The 15503-nt window shown below is 46.1% G+C and carries 13 protein-coding genes; all 13 read left to right on the forward strand.

Annotation, left to right across the window (positions count from 1 at the left end):
• The 13 genes from HYN46_RS16915 to HYN46_RS16975 all read left to right on the forward strand — a co-directional run bounded on the left by HYN46_RS16915 (position 1) and on the right by HYN46_RS16975 (position 15280).
• Positions 1-2313 carry a portal protein gene (locus HYN46_RS16915; RefSeq protein WP_114900475.1) on the forward strand — a complete coding sequence of 771 codons (2313 nt, stop codon included), beginning with the start codon at positions 1-3 and terminating at the stop codon, positions 2311-2313.
• A gap of 13 nt (positions 2314-2326) precedes the next feature.
• Positions 2327-3169, forward strand: a complete 843-nt coding sequence (locus HYN46_RS16920) for a hypothetical protein (protein WP_114900476.1) — start codon at positions 2327-2329, stop codon at positions 3167-3169.
• Positions 3170-3182: 13 nt separating this feature from the next.
• Complete coding sequence (locus HYN46_RS16925; protein ID WP_114900477.1) at positions 3183-4430, forward strand: P22 phage major capsid protein family protein; 1248 nt, start codon at positions 3183-3185, stop codon at positions 4428-4430.
• Positions 4431-4511: 81 nt separating this feature from the next.
• Positions 4512-5003: a hypothetical protein gene (locus HYN46_RS16930; RefSeq protein ID WP_114897536.1), complete on the forward strand. Its 492-nt coding sequence runs from the start codon at positions 4512-4514 to the stop codon at positions 5001-5003.
• A complete protein-coding gene (locus tag HYN46_RS16935; protein ID WP_114897537.1) occupies positions 5003-5407 on the forward strand; it encodes a hypothetical protein in 405 nt (134 codons plus the stop codon). The genes HYN46_RS16930 and HYN46_RS16935 overlap by 1 nt, the downstream gene beginning before the upstream one ends.
• A complete protein-coding gene (locus HYN46_RS16940; RefSeq protein ID WP_114897538.1) occupies positions 5400-7025 on the forward strand; it encodes a packaged DNA stabilization protein in 1626 nt (541 codons plus the stop codon). Before HYN46_RS16935 ends, HYN46_RS16940 begins: the two co-directional genes overlap by 8 nt.
• Complete coding sequence (locus tag HYN46_RS16945) at positions 7022-7948, forward strand: hypothetical protein (protein WP_114897539.1); 927 nt, start codon at positions 7022-7024, stop codon at positions 7946-7948. Before HYN46_RS16940 ends, HYN46_RS16945 begins: the two co-directional genes overlap by 4 nt.
• A 1-nt stretch (position 7949) precedes the next feature.
• Positions 7950-8540: a hypothetical protein gene (locus HYN46_RS16950; RefSeq protein WP_114897540.1), complete on the forward strand. Its 591-nt coding sequence runs from the start codon at positions 7950-7952 to the stop codon at positions 8538-8540.
• Between the two features lie 24 nt (positions 8541-8564).
• Positions 8565-8777 carry a hypothetical protein gene (locus tag HYN46_RS16955; protein ID WP_114897541.1) on the forward strand — a complete coding sequence of 71 codons (213 nt, stop codon included), beginning with the start codon at positions 8565-8567 and terminating at the stop codon, positions 8775-8777.
• The gene (locus tag HYN46_RS16960) at positions 8774-9613 is read left to right on the forward strand and encodes a hypothetical protein (protein ID WP_114897542.1); all 840 of its coding nucleotides are present in this window, start codon (positions 8774-8776) and stop codon (positions 9611-9613) included. Before HYN46_RS16955 ends, HYN46_RS16960 begins: the two co-directional genes overlap by 4 nt.
• 10 nt (positions 9614-9623) lie before the next feature.
• On the forward strand, positions 9624-10664 hold the full coding sequence (locus HYN46_RS16965) for a hypothetical protein (RefSeq protein ID WP_114897543.1): 1041 nt from the start codon (positions 9624-9626) through the stop codon (positions 10662-10664).
• 12 nt (positions 10665-10676) lie between these two features.
• A complete protein-coding gene (locus tag HYN46_RS16970; RefSeq protein WP_114897544.1) occupies positions 10677-12056 on the forward strand; it encodes a hypothetical protein in 1380 nt (459 codons plus the stop codon).
• A gap of 11 nt (positions 12057-12067) precedes the next feature.
• Positions 12068-15280 (forward strand): glycoside hydrolase family 24 protein, encoded by a 3213-nt coding sequence (locus tag HYN46_RS16975; protein ID WP_162818031.1) that lies wholly within the window; start codon positions 12068-12070, stop codon positions 15278-15280.
• Positions 15281-15503 lie beyond the last annotated feature (223 nt).

Here is a 15503-nt window from a genome sequence, read left to right on the forward strand (position 1 = left end):
ATGAATTTAGACGATATCGAAAAGCCTGATACTGACGTGAAAGATGCAGACCCGCAAAAGTCAGATGACAAGCGCTCAGACGATGACATCTTGTCTGAAATTCGTGGTTTTCTGACCGAAGCCCAAGACTATTGGAACCCGATTTATCAAAAGGGCCGTGAAGATAAAGAGTTTGTGACGATTGACGGCGCACAATGGGATGCGGTGGCAAAGAAAGCCAGAGAAGAGGATGGATTGCCTAGTCTAGAGATTAATCTTGCCCGCACGTATTGCCGCCAGCAGATCAACACCCAACGCCAGAACAGGCCACAGATTCAGCCTTTACCTGTTGACTCATTTGCAGACATTGAAACAGCAAACACGATTAAAGGGTTAGTGAAAGATACGGAAAGTGTGAGTGATGCAGAGTCAGCCTATGATGCGGCGGCAGAGAATGCCGTATATGGCGGCATGGGCTTTATTCGCGTCATCACCGACTATGTGAGCGAAGATAGTTTTGACCAAGAGCCGCGTATAGTTGCCGTACATAACCCGGAATCTGTTTATATCGATCCGATGTCAAAGGCCCTTGATGGTAGCGACAACACGCGTGCTTTAGTGAAAAGTTGGGTTGATAAAGATGAGCTGATTAAAGAGCATGGCGAAGATGCTGTAGATGATTTTGACAGTGATTTATCAGACATGCCGTCTTGGTACAATATCAGCGATAAAAAGGTACTTGTTGCAGAATATTTCTGTATCGAATCCGATGTCAAAGAGCTGTGTTTGCTTGGTGATGGTTCGACGAAGTGGAAAGAAGAGGTAATTGCGGGTGAGCTTGTTATTAAGACACGCAAGTCTGCAAAGAAGGTGATCAACTGGTATAAGGTGACAGGCAGTAAGGTTTTAGACCGTACGGTTTTTATTGGCCGTTTTATACCTGTCATTCCTGTATATGGCGAAGTCACATTTATAGGTGAAGATCGTCATATTTTTAGTCTGGTCCACTTTGCAAAAGACCCATCACGACTTTTTAATTATTGGAAGTCTACCGAAGCTCACCAACTGTCAGAAATGGTCGACGCGCCTTATGTTGCAGCAGTTGAACAAATTGCAGGATATGAGCATGAGTGGAAAGACCCTAAAGGATTGCGCGTTCTACATTACAACTACAAGGACGATCAAACAGGGCAACAATTACCACCGCCACAGCGCGTAGGCTTTCCCGGTTCGCCTACAGGTGTGCTCAATGCCGCTATGGGTGCACAACAGGCAATTGTCGATGTGCTTAACATGCACGCGCCTGCTATGGGCTCTTCGCAAAATGATCAATCCGGGGTTGCTCTTGGCAAGCTGCAAAATCAGCAAGAAACATCGAACTTTCATTTTCCTGACAATCTGAATAAATCAATAGCACAGGTTGGCCGTATTCTCATCCCTCAATATCAAGCTTTTTACACCGAACAGCGTGTTAAACGGATCATTGGAGAGGATGGCAAGCCTCAGACTATTACATTAAATGAGGCTATGAAACCCGGACAGCAGCTTAAGAAAGGTCAGACATTAAGTAAGAATGGGTGGCTTAATGATTTAACTGTTGGCCGCTATGATGTGCGCATTATGACGGGTCCAAGTTATAACACTCAGCGCCAACAAGATAGAACTGACTTTGTGCAAATGCTTCAATACATGCCAATAGTCGGACAAGCGGCACCAGATAAGATTTTACGTCTATTCGATACACCTGGTATTCAAGAGATTGCGGATCGAGTAGAACGCGCATTGCCACCGCAATTTAAGGACCCGGACGAACAGCAACAACAATTGCCGCCAGAGGTACAACAGCACTTGCAACAATCCGATGCTACTGTGCAGCAGTTACAGCAAGAATTGCAAAAGCTTCAAGCCGAAGTACAGGACAAGCAAGCGGATCGTGACCACAAGGCGCAGCTTGCCGAAATGGATGCACAGGTCAAACTAGCCATTGCTCGAATGAACAATGAGTCTAAAGAGAATCTAAACGAGCTCACGCAGGCCGTTAAATTGATGCTGCAACATATGCAAGTGCCTGCTAGCCTAGCTCAGCAAGTGAATCAGGGTTTTAGCGATGATAACCAACAATATGAATCGCCGCCCTCGCAATATTCAATGCAAGACATAAACCCGCTAAATGCGGGTTTTTCTTTGCCTGAGTCAAACATGGGTCAACAGCCTATGCCGCAAGAACAGCAACAAATGCAACAAAACTACGCGCCCGATACCAGCCAGATCGAGAACAACGCGCCCCCAATGGCTGCAGTAACACAATCCGCACCTGACGGTTTTCAGGGCTAAGAGGAAACTTGCAATGGACGAACTTTCATACACCGTAGCTTCCGACGAACCAACGCCAGAAACTGCAGCAGAGGCCCCGGAAACCCAAGCGACAGCACAACCGGGTGAACCAGAAGCCGAAGTAGTAGAACTGACGGAGGAAGAGCAGGCCGAAGCCGAAAAGGAAAAACAAACCAAAGCTAAGCAGTCAGCATTTGACCGCCGCATTGGGGAAGTTACCCGACAAAAACATGATGCTGATCGTCGTGCGGCTGAGGCAGAGCGGGTTGCTAATGAGTTACGCGCACGATACGAACCGCAAAATGCTACCGCCAGCAATCAAGTGCCTACGATTGATCAATTTGAATCAATCCCTGCTTATGAGAAAGCTGTGCAGGATTACTGGCAAGAGCAAGCTAAATCGTCGGTGCAAAAAGAGTTTGAGCAGAAAAAACAAGCCCAAGATGAGGCAATTATTGGGCAGAAATTTGTCCAAGCCGAAGCAGAATACGCTAAATCTAATCCCGATTATGAGAATGTTTTAACCTCAATGGTTCCTTTTATCGGGCCAGAAGGATTGCCAGTGCATTTAAAAGACGCAATTTTACGTGCTGATGATGCGCCGGCTATGCTTTATGAGTTGGGTAAAGATTTAGCGGGTTTTGCTGATTTTCTTGGTAAGTCGCCCACTGAGCAACTCATGGAATTGGGAGCCGTCCGCGCAAGTTTAAAAAACAACGGTGCAGCAGCGCCGCGTACACCTGCAGCAGCAAACCTACCAAAACCCATTTCAACAGTATCAGGCCGAACCACTGTTAAGACTGATCCTTACGCGATGAGCGATAAGGACTTCTTAGCGGCGAAAGGTCTGAGATAAAAGGATATAGAAAATGCCAAATCCAGTCTCTAACAACACGATTATTACTCATGACATCATCGCCAAAGATGCGGCGGTGATGTTTCTTGAGGAATCAACTTTTGTTAAATCGATCAACCGTGATCGAGAGCAAGAGTTCGGAAAAGACCGAGGCGGTTATACAGCTGGTGAGTCTGTCCGTATTAAAATCCCTCCTACACCCGTTGTCACCGATGGCGACGTGTGGTCACCAACTGATGCCGCAAAAAATGCGGTTGAAGAAACCATTTTGCTGAAAGTCGATACGCCTAAACACGTAGGGCTCAAATTCGGTTCAATTGAACAGGCTTTGAAGTTTGGTGAGTACAACGCAAAAGGCGGTTTTAAAGAGCGTATCTTGAAGCCTGCTGTTAAGGCGCTTGTTTCTGTCGTTGAAGCGGACATGTTGCAACGTGCAATTATTCTCACAAATAACTTTGTGGCGAATACTGGCCCGCTGACCACGCTGTCGCCATATGACAATGCCCGAGCTGCGCTGCAACGCAATCTTTGCCCTGAGGATAACCGTCAATCCTTAATCACCAGTAATATGAACGTTGGGCTTGTTTCGGCATCACGCCAGTTATTTAATTCGCAAAAAGACCTTGCCAAGCAATATACCGAAGGCTGGATTGGTCGCTATGCTGGCTTTGATTTTCATGAGCATCAATCGCTGTATCGCTCGACCAATGGTACGCAGGTTGCGGGTGTCACCGTATCGGGTGCTTCGCAAACGGGCGGAACATTGACGATTGGCGGCGTGACCAATGGCACGATCTTTAAGGCTGGCATGATCTTCACCATGACAGGTGTGAACATGTTGCATCCTCTGACCAAGCAAGATACTGGCAATCTCATGCAGTTTGTCGTACTTGCTGATGCGACGATGGGCGGTACTACTGGTGCGTTAACGATCTATCCTAAGATCACACCAGCAGGAACTGCGAATGCCAATGTGACGGCTTCACCAGCAGGTGGCGCAGGTTTAACTTTCGTTGGTGCTGCAAACCAGACCATCGAGCAAGGGTTAGCCTATCAGGGCGATGCTTACGCGGCGGCTTTTGTACCTCAGAAGCTACTTGCAGGATGTGTTGGTAGCACTTTTGATGCGGGTACCTTCTCAATTCGCTGCATGACCTTTGGTGATGGTGTGAATAACTTTGAAGGTACACGCCTTGATGTGTTGTACGGCTTTACGGGCGTTCGCAATAATTGGGCTGTGCGCACAGGCGTAGGCTTGTAATAGTCATTTAACCTTAAACACAAACCAATAAACGACAAAAGCCGCCTTCGGGTGGCTTTGTCGTTTTTGAGGATTTAAAAAATGTCAGAACCTATTGAATACCCAAAGGCTCTTTATCGTGATCATGCTGATCATGCAATCGCTAAAGACGAAGAGCATGAGGCCCGTTTACGTGAACTAGGTTACGGGGATTTTTCGGAGCTTGATCACTCAGACCATAAAACTACTGAGTCTGAAACTAATGCCCAAACAGAGGCATCGGGTGATGTTGCTTTTCTGCAAGCGCGAGTTGAAAACCTTGAAGGGCTTTTAACACGCGCAGAATCAGACCTAACTGCAATCGATATTCGTAACAAAGAGCTAGTCTCTGACCTAGAAAAAGCTAATGCAACTATTGCAGAGCATGTGCAAACCATTGCTGAAATGGAAGGGCATGCAGAGAAAGGTATTGCAGAGATTGAGCGTTTAAACAACGAAGTCTCTTCTTTTCAAGTCACCGTTAATGGCTTGCAAGAGCAAATAGCAAAATCAAATGCAGATGTATCAAAAACTGATAAAAAGGATAGCAAATAATGAAACCTGTTCTTAGTTTGCTGCGGGAGGCCGCACGCAAAGCGAATCTAATCGCGTCCGGTGAAAATCTCAATGCAGACCAAGAGCAGGAGTCATTAGAGGCGCTTAACACGTTATTGGACGGGTGGGCGCTCACTCTTCGCAATGGTTCTTTGCCACAGAGTGTTAAGGTGACTGATACCTTATATTTACCTGATGGTTACGCATCAGCAATCATGTATAACTTGGCGGTGCAGATCAGTGTTGATAATGAATTACAGATTGATCCCGAAGTTCAGCAAATGGCGCTTAATACCTTGTCTGCAGTGCGCCGTGATGGTACCGCGCCATTAAAATCTAAAGGTGATACCACACTAAGCCGTATGAGCCGCCGTCATGGTCTAGGACGAAATTTCTATGGCTAAGTTACCCATAGTCGGCGCGGCTTATAAAAACCCTTCGCTGATCATTGATTGTCAGAATACGATTAATTGGTACCCTCAAGCCATTGAGCTACCTAATGGTGCACAACGTGTATCTGCACTAATACCAACACCCGGATTAATCCGCCGATTCACGGGTGATAGTGCGGCAGTTCGTTGTCTAAAAGTTTTGTCTACTGGTCAGCTTTTAGCGGTGATTGGGAAGAAGCTTTATCACAGCCCGGCCAATACTTTTAATCTGACTCAAGTCACTGGCGTGATTATGGGGCTAGATATTGTCTCGATTGCTGATAATGGCACCGTGGCTATGATCGTCAACGGCAATACAAATCAAGTCTTAGACCTGAAAACCTTGGTACTGACTACACTCACCGGCTCGAATATTCCGCGATCTTCTTTTGTGGTTTTTCTTGATGGCCGCTTTGTGATGAATAAAGAGAAGTCCGACCGCTTTGTATGGTCTGACTTGTACTCAACCAATATTGACGCACTGTCATATGCTACTGCAGAGGCAAGTCCTGACCCTATGGTTGCCTTGGTCGAGTTTCAGCGCGAACTGTGGATGTTTGGCACTCAGACCACAGAACGCTATTACTCCAACAATGACAAAGATCAACCCTTTGCACGTATGCCCGGCGGCGTGTTTGAAATGGGGTGTTTAGCCCCTAATAGTGTATGTGCATTTGGTACAGGGATAATTTGGCTTGCTGTATCAGAATTTGGCGGCAATCAGATTGTGATGAGTTCCGGCGGTCAGCCTGTCCGTCTCAGTAATCATGCTATTGAGGGTGAAATTGACTCTTATCCAACAAATAATGATGCGGTGGCATTTGCCTACCAACAAGAAGGTCATTCTTTTTATGTGATTAGTTTCCCCTCTGGGAATACCACATTTGTTTTTGATATGACAACGCAGCTTTGGCACCAACGATCATGGACCAATACACAAGGGCAACATGACCGTCACCGCGCTCATATTCACGCCTATTTCAACGGTACCCATTATGTGGGTGACTACAGTAACGGCAAGATTTACGAATTAGACCGTGGAACCTATACCGATGATGGCAACATCATTACCCGTGAGCGCACTTGTCCTGCAACGCTTACAGACGGTCAAATGATGCGGTTTACGCGGCTTGAGATTGTTTGCGAGACGGGTGATTTAAAGAAGAGGGGGATTCCCCCCGATTTAGAAATCCATTCATACACAAGTCAGCCTTACCCTTATATGTTTAATGATGTTTTTAAGGTTGGCGGCAGTTTAACAGGCATTTCACTTAGACCTAACTTTTACACCATCCCTGCAGAAATCTTTCGTATGGGGGCATCTCTAACAGCAATTAACCTGCCTGTTGCAGTCACTTACGGCACGTACAACATTCCGCCTGAGGCGTTCAAGCCTTCTGCATCTATGACCGCAATAGATATGCCTATCTTGGTGAGTTACGGAACATACAACATTCCTGCAGAAGCCTTTAAACCATCAGCATCCATGTCTGCGATATCTCTGCCGATTGTCGCTTCCTACTTAACATATAGCATTCCTGCAGAACCTTTCAACATCGGTGCTAGTCTTACTGGAGTCACCTTAGCATGAACATAGAAACTAATATCCGTCTTTCGGGGCGATTCAAATTGACAGCGGTAAACGAGCATGGCGAGGAAAGATTTTTAGCGGAATTTGATAACTTAATCTTGAACCAAGGCTTAGACAAAGTAGCGGACACTGCGCCTAGTGCCCCTGTTATTGCTTGTGTGCAAGTCGGTACGGGCAACACTGCGCCTGCGGTTACGCAAACTGCTTTAAGTGCATACTTAGTCGGCACGAGCCGCAACTTTTCCTTTAGCACAAACCCGCCGTCATCTGCACCTTGGGTCGGCACTGTTGTGTACTCTTGGCAGTTTGATCAAGGTGTTGCGGCAGGTAATTTAAGTGAAGTAGGGGTAGGTTGGACATCATCAACAGGCAACTTGTTTTCTCGCGCGTTGATTTTAGATGGCAGTAATAACCCGACCTCAATCACTGTACTCGCTAACGAGTTCTTGACTGTTACATACACGCTAACCGTAACACCTCCGACAGCAGATAACGTAACCGTTATTTCTGTAAATGGTGTGAATACCACATGCACAACAAGACCTTCAGCGGTAAGCACTTATACGACTGGTCAAGGGGCATGGGGTGTCCTGTATGGAGGGTACAGCATATTTCACGACATCAGTTCTTCAAGATGTATAGTTGGTGCGGGAACGTTAGGAAATTATGATTCCATCCCATCAAGCAGTACCTTAGTGCTAAATGGTGGTTTTACGGTTGGGAGTTATACACCCGGTTCCTTCTCACGCTCAATCACTTGCAACGGCACACTAACAGACAATTTGCCTGGGAACGCACCTATTACTGCGGCGCTTATCAACGTGTTAGGGGGTACTTCGTGGCAGACAAGTTTTAGTCCGGGATTGCCAAAAGATAATACAAAGACATTGGCATTGACCTTAACGATTAGTTGGAGTCGCTAACATGTTGCCAAATGGGGTGCTATCGACTACGCCTATCACGGGATCATTTATAGCACCTGATAACCAACCGTTTAGTTATACAACGGATTACGAGAAAGGCGGCATACACCTGCAAGACCCTTCGCAAGGTCTTGATGTTCAAGTCTGGACAGCACAGGTTAAATTAGACGGTATTTATATCAGTGCGCCCAACACCCCAGAAGTCAAAATACTTTCAGGTCTGCGATACACGGAAGTCGGTTTATCATTTGATCAGAACATGAACCCGCATATCAGTTTTGTGCAAAATGGTAATGCGGGTTTATTGTGGTATGACTCGGCAGCTCATGCGAACGCCACGATGATGATTCCTGATGCTATCAACCCTCGCACATGCTTGGATGACAAGCGTTCATTAAGTTCAAGTTCAAGCGACGTACTGCTTTTCTATCTCAAAAGTGATAACCATTTGTATTACCGTCAACAGCGTGACCGATTCGGCATTGAATATCCATTGGGTGTGGTTGATGGCAATGTATTAAGACGTGTAGGAATGAATCAAAAATACCGTCTACAAATTGAAATTGAGAAATTATCTAAGCCCACTATTTAAGTGGGTTTTTTAATGGAGATCGATATGCTGACCGATGACGAAGCAAAATTGATGGTCACATGGTCCGATGACCACGGCAACACATGGTCAAACAATCGTTTATTGCCACTCGGTAAAGTTGGTGAATATCGCAAGCGGGTAGAGACTCGCCGCATGGGGTCGGGCCGTGATCGAGTGTACCGCGTGCGCTGTACTGATCCGGTGAATATCGTCATTGTCGAGGCGCGTTTGTCATGAGTAGCGGAATCCCGGCCAATGATCCAATTTCAATGCCTAATGGATTATGTACGCGGCAATGGATTTTGTATTTAGATGGTTTATCAAATAGCTCAGCCAATGGAAGCGCGGCAGCTTTAGCAAAGGCAAATCAAGCCCTTTCTACGGCTACACAAGCCGAAAGCGCGGCAAACCAAGCCAACACAACCAACAATGCTCAGAACAGCAAAATTAGCACGCTGGAAAGCAATGTAAGTGGCTTGCAAACAGGTAAAGCTGATCAAACGGCCTTAAACAATAGCAATAACCGCATAAATACGCTTGAGACAGCAAACGTCACAACACAATCTCAACTTACGGCACTGACAGCAAAGGTTAATGGTATCGGTGATGCTTCTACAGACATAGCTGACATTAAAACAGAGTTATCTCAAGACACAGTTTTGATCAATCAACTACGCGTTACAGCAAATGATCATGAAGAGCGTATAGATACTTTAGAAACGCATGATGACGATCATGAATCACGCATAACTGCAATTGAAACTTTTGATACTGCAGCCGGTATGCGTCTGACTTCTTTAGAGGGGCGAAACCTTGCGCCAGTCATGAAAACCGTGGATGTCAATTTAGGGTCCACGCCTGCAAAAAACTTTACTGCATCGTTCACTGATGCGGATGTCACCACGGCATCAAAGCTGATGATGGTTGCATCAAAGCCATTCGCAACATTTGCCACTGAGACAGTAACCGCTTATGCGTCTTGTACAACAGATGGCACCGTAAACATTCATGTAAACAGCGCGATAAACAACATATCTGGCATTTTCTCATTCACATATTTAATCAGTCCATAGGGAGCACGTCATGGGTGGATTTTTAGGGTCATTGACAGGCGCAAACGCAGCCAATGCAGCAGCTCAAGCGGCAAAAGCTCAAGCCGCAGCAAACCAACAGGCGGCGCAAGTTCAAGTCGATGCTTACGGCAAAGCGGCACCTTTGCAAGCCAATGCAGCCACACAAGCAGCGCAGGCGCTTCAAGATGCCTATGGTTCAGGTACAAAGTCACTTGTTGGGGGTTATAACAATGCCAATGACACGCTAAACAGTGGTTATCAGTCTGCACTTGGGTTTTTGCAACCTTATGCCGCAGCCGGAACAACAGCAACAGGTCAACTTAACCAAGGTTTAACTGATGGCAGTCTTACTCGATCATTCGGTGCAGGCGATTTTACAGCTGATCCGGGTTATCAATTCCGCTTAGACCAAGGCATGAACGGCATTCAACAAAGTGCGGCTGCAGGCGGTGGGTTGATGTCTGGTGCGACACTAAAAGCGCTTCAAAACAACAATAGCAACCTTGCAAGCCAAGAGTACGGCAACGCATATAACCGCTATAGCAACGACCAACAAAACCGCTTTAATCGCCTGTTTGGTGTTGCACAAAGTGGTCAAGGTCTGGCGCAGAACATGGGCAATATGGCTTATCAGAACGCTAGCAATATCGCAAACAATCAGATCGGCATCGGCAATGCTCAAAATGCTGGAACTTTGGGCGCAGCTCAAGCCAATGCAAACGGAATCACCGGAGCAGCAGGGTATAACGCTCAAGGCATACTTGGTGCAGCAGGCGCACAAGCTGATGGGATATTAGGTGCAGGCAATGCCATTTCAGCGGGAACGATTGCCGGGGCTAATAACCGCTCTCAAGCATTCGCAAATCTGGCGAATCTGGCAGGACAAGCGGCGGGGGCTTATGCGAGTGGTGGCACTTCTCTTGCCATGCCTTCGGGTGGCAACAAAAGCTCTTTGAGTAGTTATTTCTCAAACCTTTGGGGCGGGAACAACGGACAGAATGCCGTTACACCCGGTTCGCTAAACATTGCAACGCCAAACTTAGCAACTTAAGGACCTGATCAAATGGCTACTACAAACGCAGGCATCATTTTAGGATTGCAAACGCCAAATTATGACTTTGGCAAGTCTATTGCTCAGGGCATGGAGTTAGGAAACCAAGTCACCGCAGCAAACCAAAAGAGCGCCTTAAATATGCTAATGAGTAACCCGGCGGTCTATGACCCGACCACGGGTCGTATTGACATGAAAGCTGCGGTACCACTTGCACAGCAAACCGGGTATGCGGGCACTCTTTTGCCTTTACTTGCTCAGAATAATGCGGCTCTTCAAAAAGGACAGTTTGAGGCACAAAAGGCGGCTGATGAGCATAATCAAAGCGTGGCTAATATCCAAAACCTAGGCTATACGGGCGAAGGCTTAAAAATTGGCAACTCAGCTAAGAAAAACGCGATTGTTACCGATGCTTTAACCGGACTAAAAGCCTACGGCGATCAAGTGACACCGGACCATGTATTAAATGCCTTAACCCCATTGTTACTCGATAAAACCATTGATAAAGATACCTTTGATGGATATATGAATGGTGCTCTTGCTAACAAAGGCAATCTATCTGCTTATATCAATAGCCAAGGTTTGCAGGGTGCAGGGGCTAAAGAGGCGATGACTTTGACATCACCAAAAACCAATATAACAAATACTGGCGGCTCAAGTTTATTTACGGCCACAAATCCACTTACTGGAAAAACCACGGTAACAGGGCAAGTGAACAATACTCCAAGCCCGGACACGATTTTAAGCAGTGCAACCACACAGCGCGGGCAAGATATGACCGCGCAAACCGCCGCGAACTCTCTTGAGAACGCTTTAGGCAAAAGCGATCAAATTGGGTCGCCTCAGTGGGTGAAAACAGAAAATAGCCGCTTGAGTCAATTGGATAATCTACTTAAATCCGCCGAAGATATTTTACCGAATGCTACACATAGTGGCTTTGGTCAAGGTGTTGATTATCTGGGTCGCCTTGTTGGTAAGTCTACGGATGGCGATATTGCAACAGGTCAATTACAAACCATTGCCGGGCAAATCACCTCGATGATGCCGCGTATGCAGGGTCCACAATCCGATAAAGACGTGGCGCTATATCAACAAATGGCCGGTGATCTTGCAAACCCTTCGCTGCCTATAGCGCGTCGCCAAGCTGCACTACAGACCATTCGTGATCTAAACAGCAAGTATGCGGATAACAACGCAAATTTTGGGATTGTTAATCCATTCAAACCTCAGCCAACCCAAAACATGTACAACGTACAACAAACAGGTCAAGGGATGGTCATCAATGGCCGGCGATATTCTGGCGCTGAAATAGATGCTTACGCAGGTAAGCACAATATGACACGCGATCAAGCAATAGAGAAAATCAACCAGATAAGCAATGCTGTTCAATAAATAGGTGAATCATGGACATTACAAAGCTTGTAGATAATCCAAATGTTAGAAAAATGCTGGATCTTATTTCATCAACAGAGGGCACCTCTACAAATGGATATCTAACCGGGTTTGGCGGTAAATTATTGCCGTCTTTGGATGATCACCCCCGCACAACGACCCCGTTCACTCAAACCGACGGCACAAAAAGTGCAACCAGCGCAGCAGGACGCTATCAATTTTTGACTAGGACATGGGATGGCTTGGCAAAACAATACGGGTTTAGTGACTTTAGCCCGCGCAACCAAGATTTAGGAGCAGTTGCGCTGTTGAGCCAAGCAGGGGCTTTGCCTGATGTCTTGAACGGAAATTTTACAAGCGCGATCAACAAATCAGGGAAAATCTGGGCGAGCCTACCAAGCAGTAATTACCAACAACCTAAGAAGGGTTGGGATTCTGTCAGTAAGCAACTAGGTAGCTCATATGATCCATTAGAGGAAATTTTGTCGAGCGGTAAGCCGCAAGCAAAACCAACGAATGCAAAAGTAGGACAACCCGCGCCATCGACGAATAAATCAAATGATTATGACCCGCTTGAAGAAATATTAAGCGGCAACACATCGTCGGTTACGCCGCCTTCTTTCAATATGAGTCGGGCCCAAATCGCTCAAAAATTAGGTTATGACATCAATGATCCGCGTGTGGATGAGATGGTTAAGGCTACGGAGTTACGGAAGCAAGGTAAGTCAACTGCAGGGGTTTTTAGCCCTCAGTCTGATATGAAAGGGAGTATAGGCGAGGGAGCGATTATTGGTGCAACTGGCCTTGGTTCAGGAATTATTCAAAGTGCCTATAAAGTTGGCGATCTAATTGCTAAGGGTATCAATAGTGTTGCGGGAACACACTTAAAAGACAATGAATATGATGACTTTACCAAGTCACGCCAACAGGTCATAAATGATTATGATGCGGCACGTTATCGTAACGGTCGCTCTGGTTTTGATGCGGCTAGAATGGGCGGTGAAATCGTGGGTACCGCACCCATTGCTGCACTTTCTCGCGGGTATCAAGGCGCTAGAATCATATCTCAAGCCGGTGGACGTGTTGCCGCTCAAAACGCTGCAGTTGGTGCGGCAATGGGGGGTACTCAGTTTGCAGGCAATGCAGATGAAAGGTTAAACAATACTGCAGCGGGTGCATTGGGCGGCGCATTAGGAGGTATAGTTGCGGATAAAGTGATTGTGCCTATTGCCACAAAGTCAGCGTCATATGTTGCAAATAAGGTGCTTGGTAGCACAGACAATACAATTGCTGCAGCAACAAACCACCTTACTAATGCTTTGGATTCTCAGGGTGTAAAACTTTCGGAACTTCCCGAAAATGTTCAAAGTGTACTTGTTAATGATACGGTTCAAGCATTAAAGAGTGGAAATGACATTATCCCGGAGGCCGCAGCAAGAAAAGCGGCTTTGCTTGAAAGCAATATTCAAGGTACCACAGGTCAAATACAGTCTACAGTAAACCCCGCCGCCTATTCCATCGAGCAGAATGCAGCTCATCAACCTGGTGGTGCCGCGCTTGCTGATAAGTTCACAAATGACTCACGGGCAATCACGGGAAACCTTGAGAAGCTTAAAACAGATATAGGCGGCAACGCTGCAACACCATCAAGCGCAGGGGATACAGCGCAGGCCACATTAAGAAATGTCCACGAGCGCAATTATCTGGACCCTTTGAATAACGCGCAGGCGGCAGTTGATAGCTTTGCAGCACGCGGCACGATGGGCCCTAATGATGTATCACAAACTATTGGTCAGACTTTGGATGATCATTTAGCCCAACGGCAGGCACAGATTGCACAGAGTTACAGCGAGGCACATGCTTTGCCCGGTGCAAAATATCCGATAGATTCGACTGTACTTGTCAATAATATCAAGAGTGATTTAGGTCATACCTATAACGACCTACCATCCAAAATCAAAACCAGTATTGAAAATTACAGCAGCGGGATGAATATCGGTGATGCTAATAACCTTATAGCGCGCCTTAATGCTGAATTTTCGGACTCTGCAAACGGTAATGTGAAAAATGCGCTTGATCGAGTGCGCGGCCATGTCGATAAAGCGATTGAAGATGCAGCGACCAAGCCAATAGGAGGCTTACAACCACGATTGCCACCACCAGAAGTTGCACAGGCAAAGTATGCGTTTGAAAGCGCCCGGGCATCCGCAAAAAAACTGTTTGATGAGTTTGATCAAATCCCGGCTTTGAAAGATATGAGCAATGGGGAGCCGGCTGATACGATTTTTGAAAAACATATCCTTAATGGGAAAATTCCACAAATTAAGGCGACCATCAATAAACTTAATACCATTGATCCTTCATTAGTCCAGCAGATACAAGGCACTGCAATGCGCCATATTCAAAATTCTGCATCTAGTGCGAGTCAGCTTGAGTCAGCATTAGGCAATATCGGTGATGCACGCATGGAGGCAATATTCGGGCGTGATGGTGCAGAACTTGCACACAAGATGCTGCAGTCAACTAAATCATGGGAGCAGTCTATTAAGGGATTGGCAACTAATGATGCAACTAAAGTTGCCATGAATGATATTGATGGTCGGGTGTTTTTTCAAAAACATATTTTGAACGGTGATCCTAAGCGCCTGATCGAGACGATCAAAACGCTTAAAGCTGAAAACCCACAAGCGTTAAACGATGTCCGTCGTCAAGTAGTGGATTACTTTTTAGATGTCGGCACCAGTCATAACGGTGCGATAACTATCAGCAGACTTTTGAACAAGGTCGATGACATTGGACAAGAGCGGCTAAATCTGATTTTTGAGCCTGCACAGCTTAAAGAGCTTAATAAAATCATTAAGGTCGCCAAAATATTGAAATTAGAGCCAGAGGGGGCAACCGTGAACCGCTCTCATACGTCTAATCTCATGTCTGCACAAGTTGTAGTCGGTTCTCTCAAGGCTTTGTTATCAATGATCCCGAAAGCTGGGCCCGTATTGGCAAAGATTACCGAAAATGGCGCTCTTAAATATAAGAACATGCGCTTAGGTCAAAATGCCTTGAAGGGAAGTATTACAAGTGAGGTGAAGTTGGGTAGCCCTGCATATTTGCGCTTATCTGGCGCGCAAAAAGAGGCTTTACAGCGTTTTGGGGAGGTAGTCGATAAATCAGGCAACATCATACGGCTGGCTTTATCACAGGGTGCTATTGATTCTCAGCAATAATCAGGATTTACGGAATATAAAATAACAGCATATGCCGATAATTGTGAGAATAGAAACTATGATTGTTTCTCGTTTTTCGGGGGATGCCTCTTTGATCCATTTAGCTATCCCGGCAATAACCAATAGCAAAATAATCCCGATCACTGTCTGTATTGGGAAGCTAAAAACAAGCAATACAAGTGCTGCGAGAATTGCCAAACCGAAAGCACTACTAAAGTAAGCG

This window comes from Aquirhabdus parva, assembly GCF_003351745.1.
Taxonomy (GTDB): Bacteria; Pseudomonadota; Gammaproteobacteria; order Pseudomonadales; family Moraxellaceae; genus Aquirhabdus; species Aquirhabdus parva.

Coding starts and splice junctions, on each gene's coding strand:
- HYN46_RS16915 (WP_114900475.1), top strand. CDS start 1: ATGAATTTAGACGATATCGAAAAGCCTGATACTGACGTGAAAGATGCA.
- HYN46_RS16920 (WP_114900476.1), top strand. CDS start 2,327: ATGGACGAACTTTCATACACCGTAGCTTCCGACGAACCAACGCCAGAA.
- HYN46_RS16925 (WP_114900477.1), top strand. CDS start 3,183: ATGCCAAATCCAGTCTCTAACAACACGATTATTACTCATGACATCATC.
- HYN46_RS16930 (WP_114897536.1), top strand. CDS start 4,512: ATGTCAGAACCTATTGAATACCCAAAGGCTCTTTATCGTGATCATGCT.
- HYN46_RS16935 (WP_114897537.1), top strand. CDS start 5,003: ATGAAACCTGTTCTTAGTTTGCTGCGGGAGGCCGCACGCAAAGCGAAT.
- HYN46_RS16940 (WP_114897538.1), top strand. CDS start 5,400: ATGGCTAAGTTACCCATAGTCGGCGCGGCTTATAAAAACCCTTCGCTG.
- HYN46_RS16945 (WP_114897539.1), top strand. CDS start 7,022: ATGAACATAGAAACTAATATCCGTCTTTCGGGGCGATTCAAATTGACA.
- HYN46_RS16950 (WP_114897540.1), top strand. CDS start 7,950: ATGTTGCCAAATGGGGTGCTATCGACTACGCCTATCACGGGATCATTT.
- HYN46_RS16955 (WP_114897541.1), top strand. CDS start 8,565: ATGCTGACCGATGACGAAGCAAAATTGATGGTCACATGGTCCGATGAC.
- HYN46_RS16960 (WP_114897542.1), top strand. CDS start 8,774: ATGAGTAGCGGAATCCCGGCCAATGATCCAATTTCAATGCCTAATGGA.
- HYN46_RS16965 (WP_114897543.1), top strand. CDS start 9,624: ATGGGTGGATTTTTAGGGTCATTGACAGGCGCAAACGCAGCCAATGCA.
- HYN46_RS16970 (WP_114897544.1), top strand. CDS start 10,677: ATGGCTACTACAAACGCAGGCATCATTTTAGGATTGCAAACGCCAAAT.
- HYN46_RS16975 (WP_162818031.1), top strand. CDS start 12,068: ATGGACATTACAAAGCTTGTAGATAATCCAAATGTTAGAAAAATGCTG.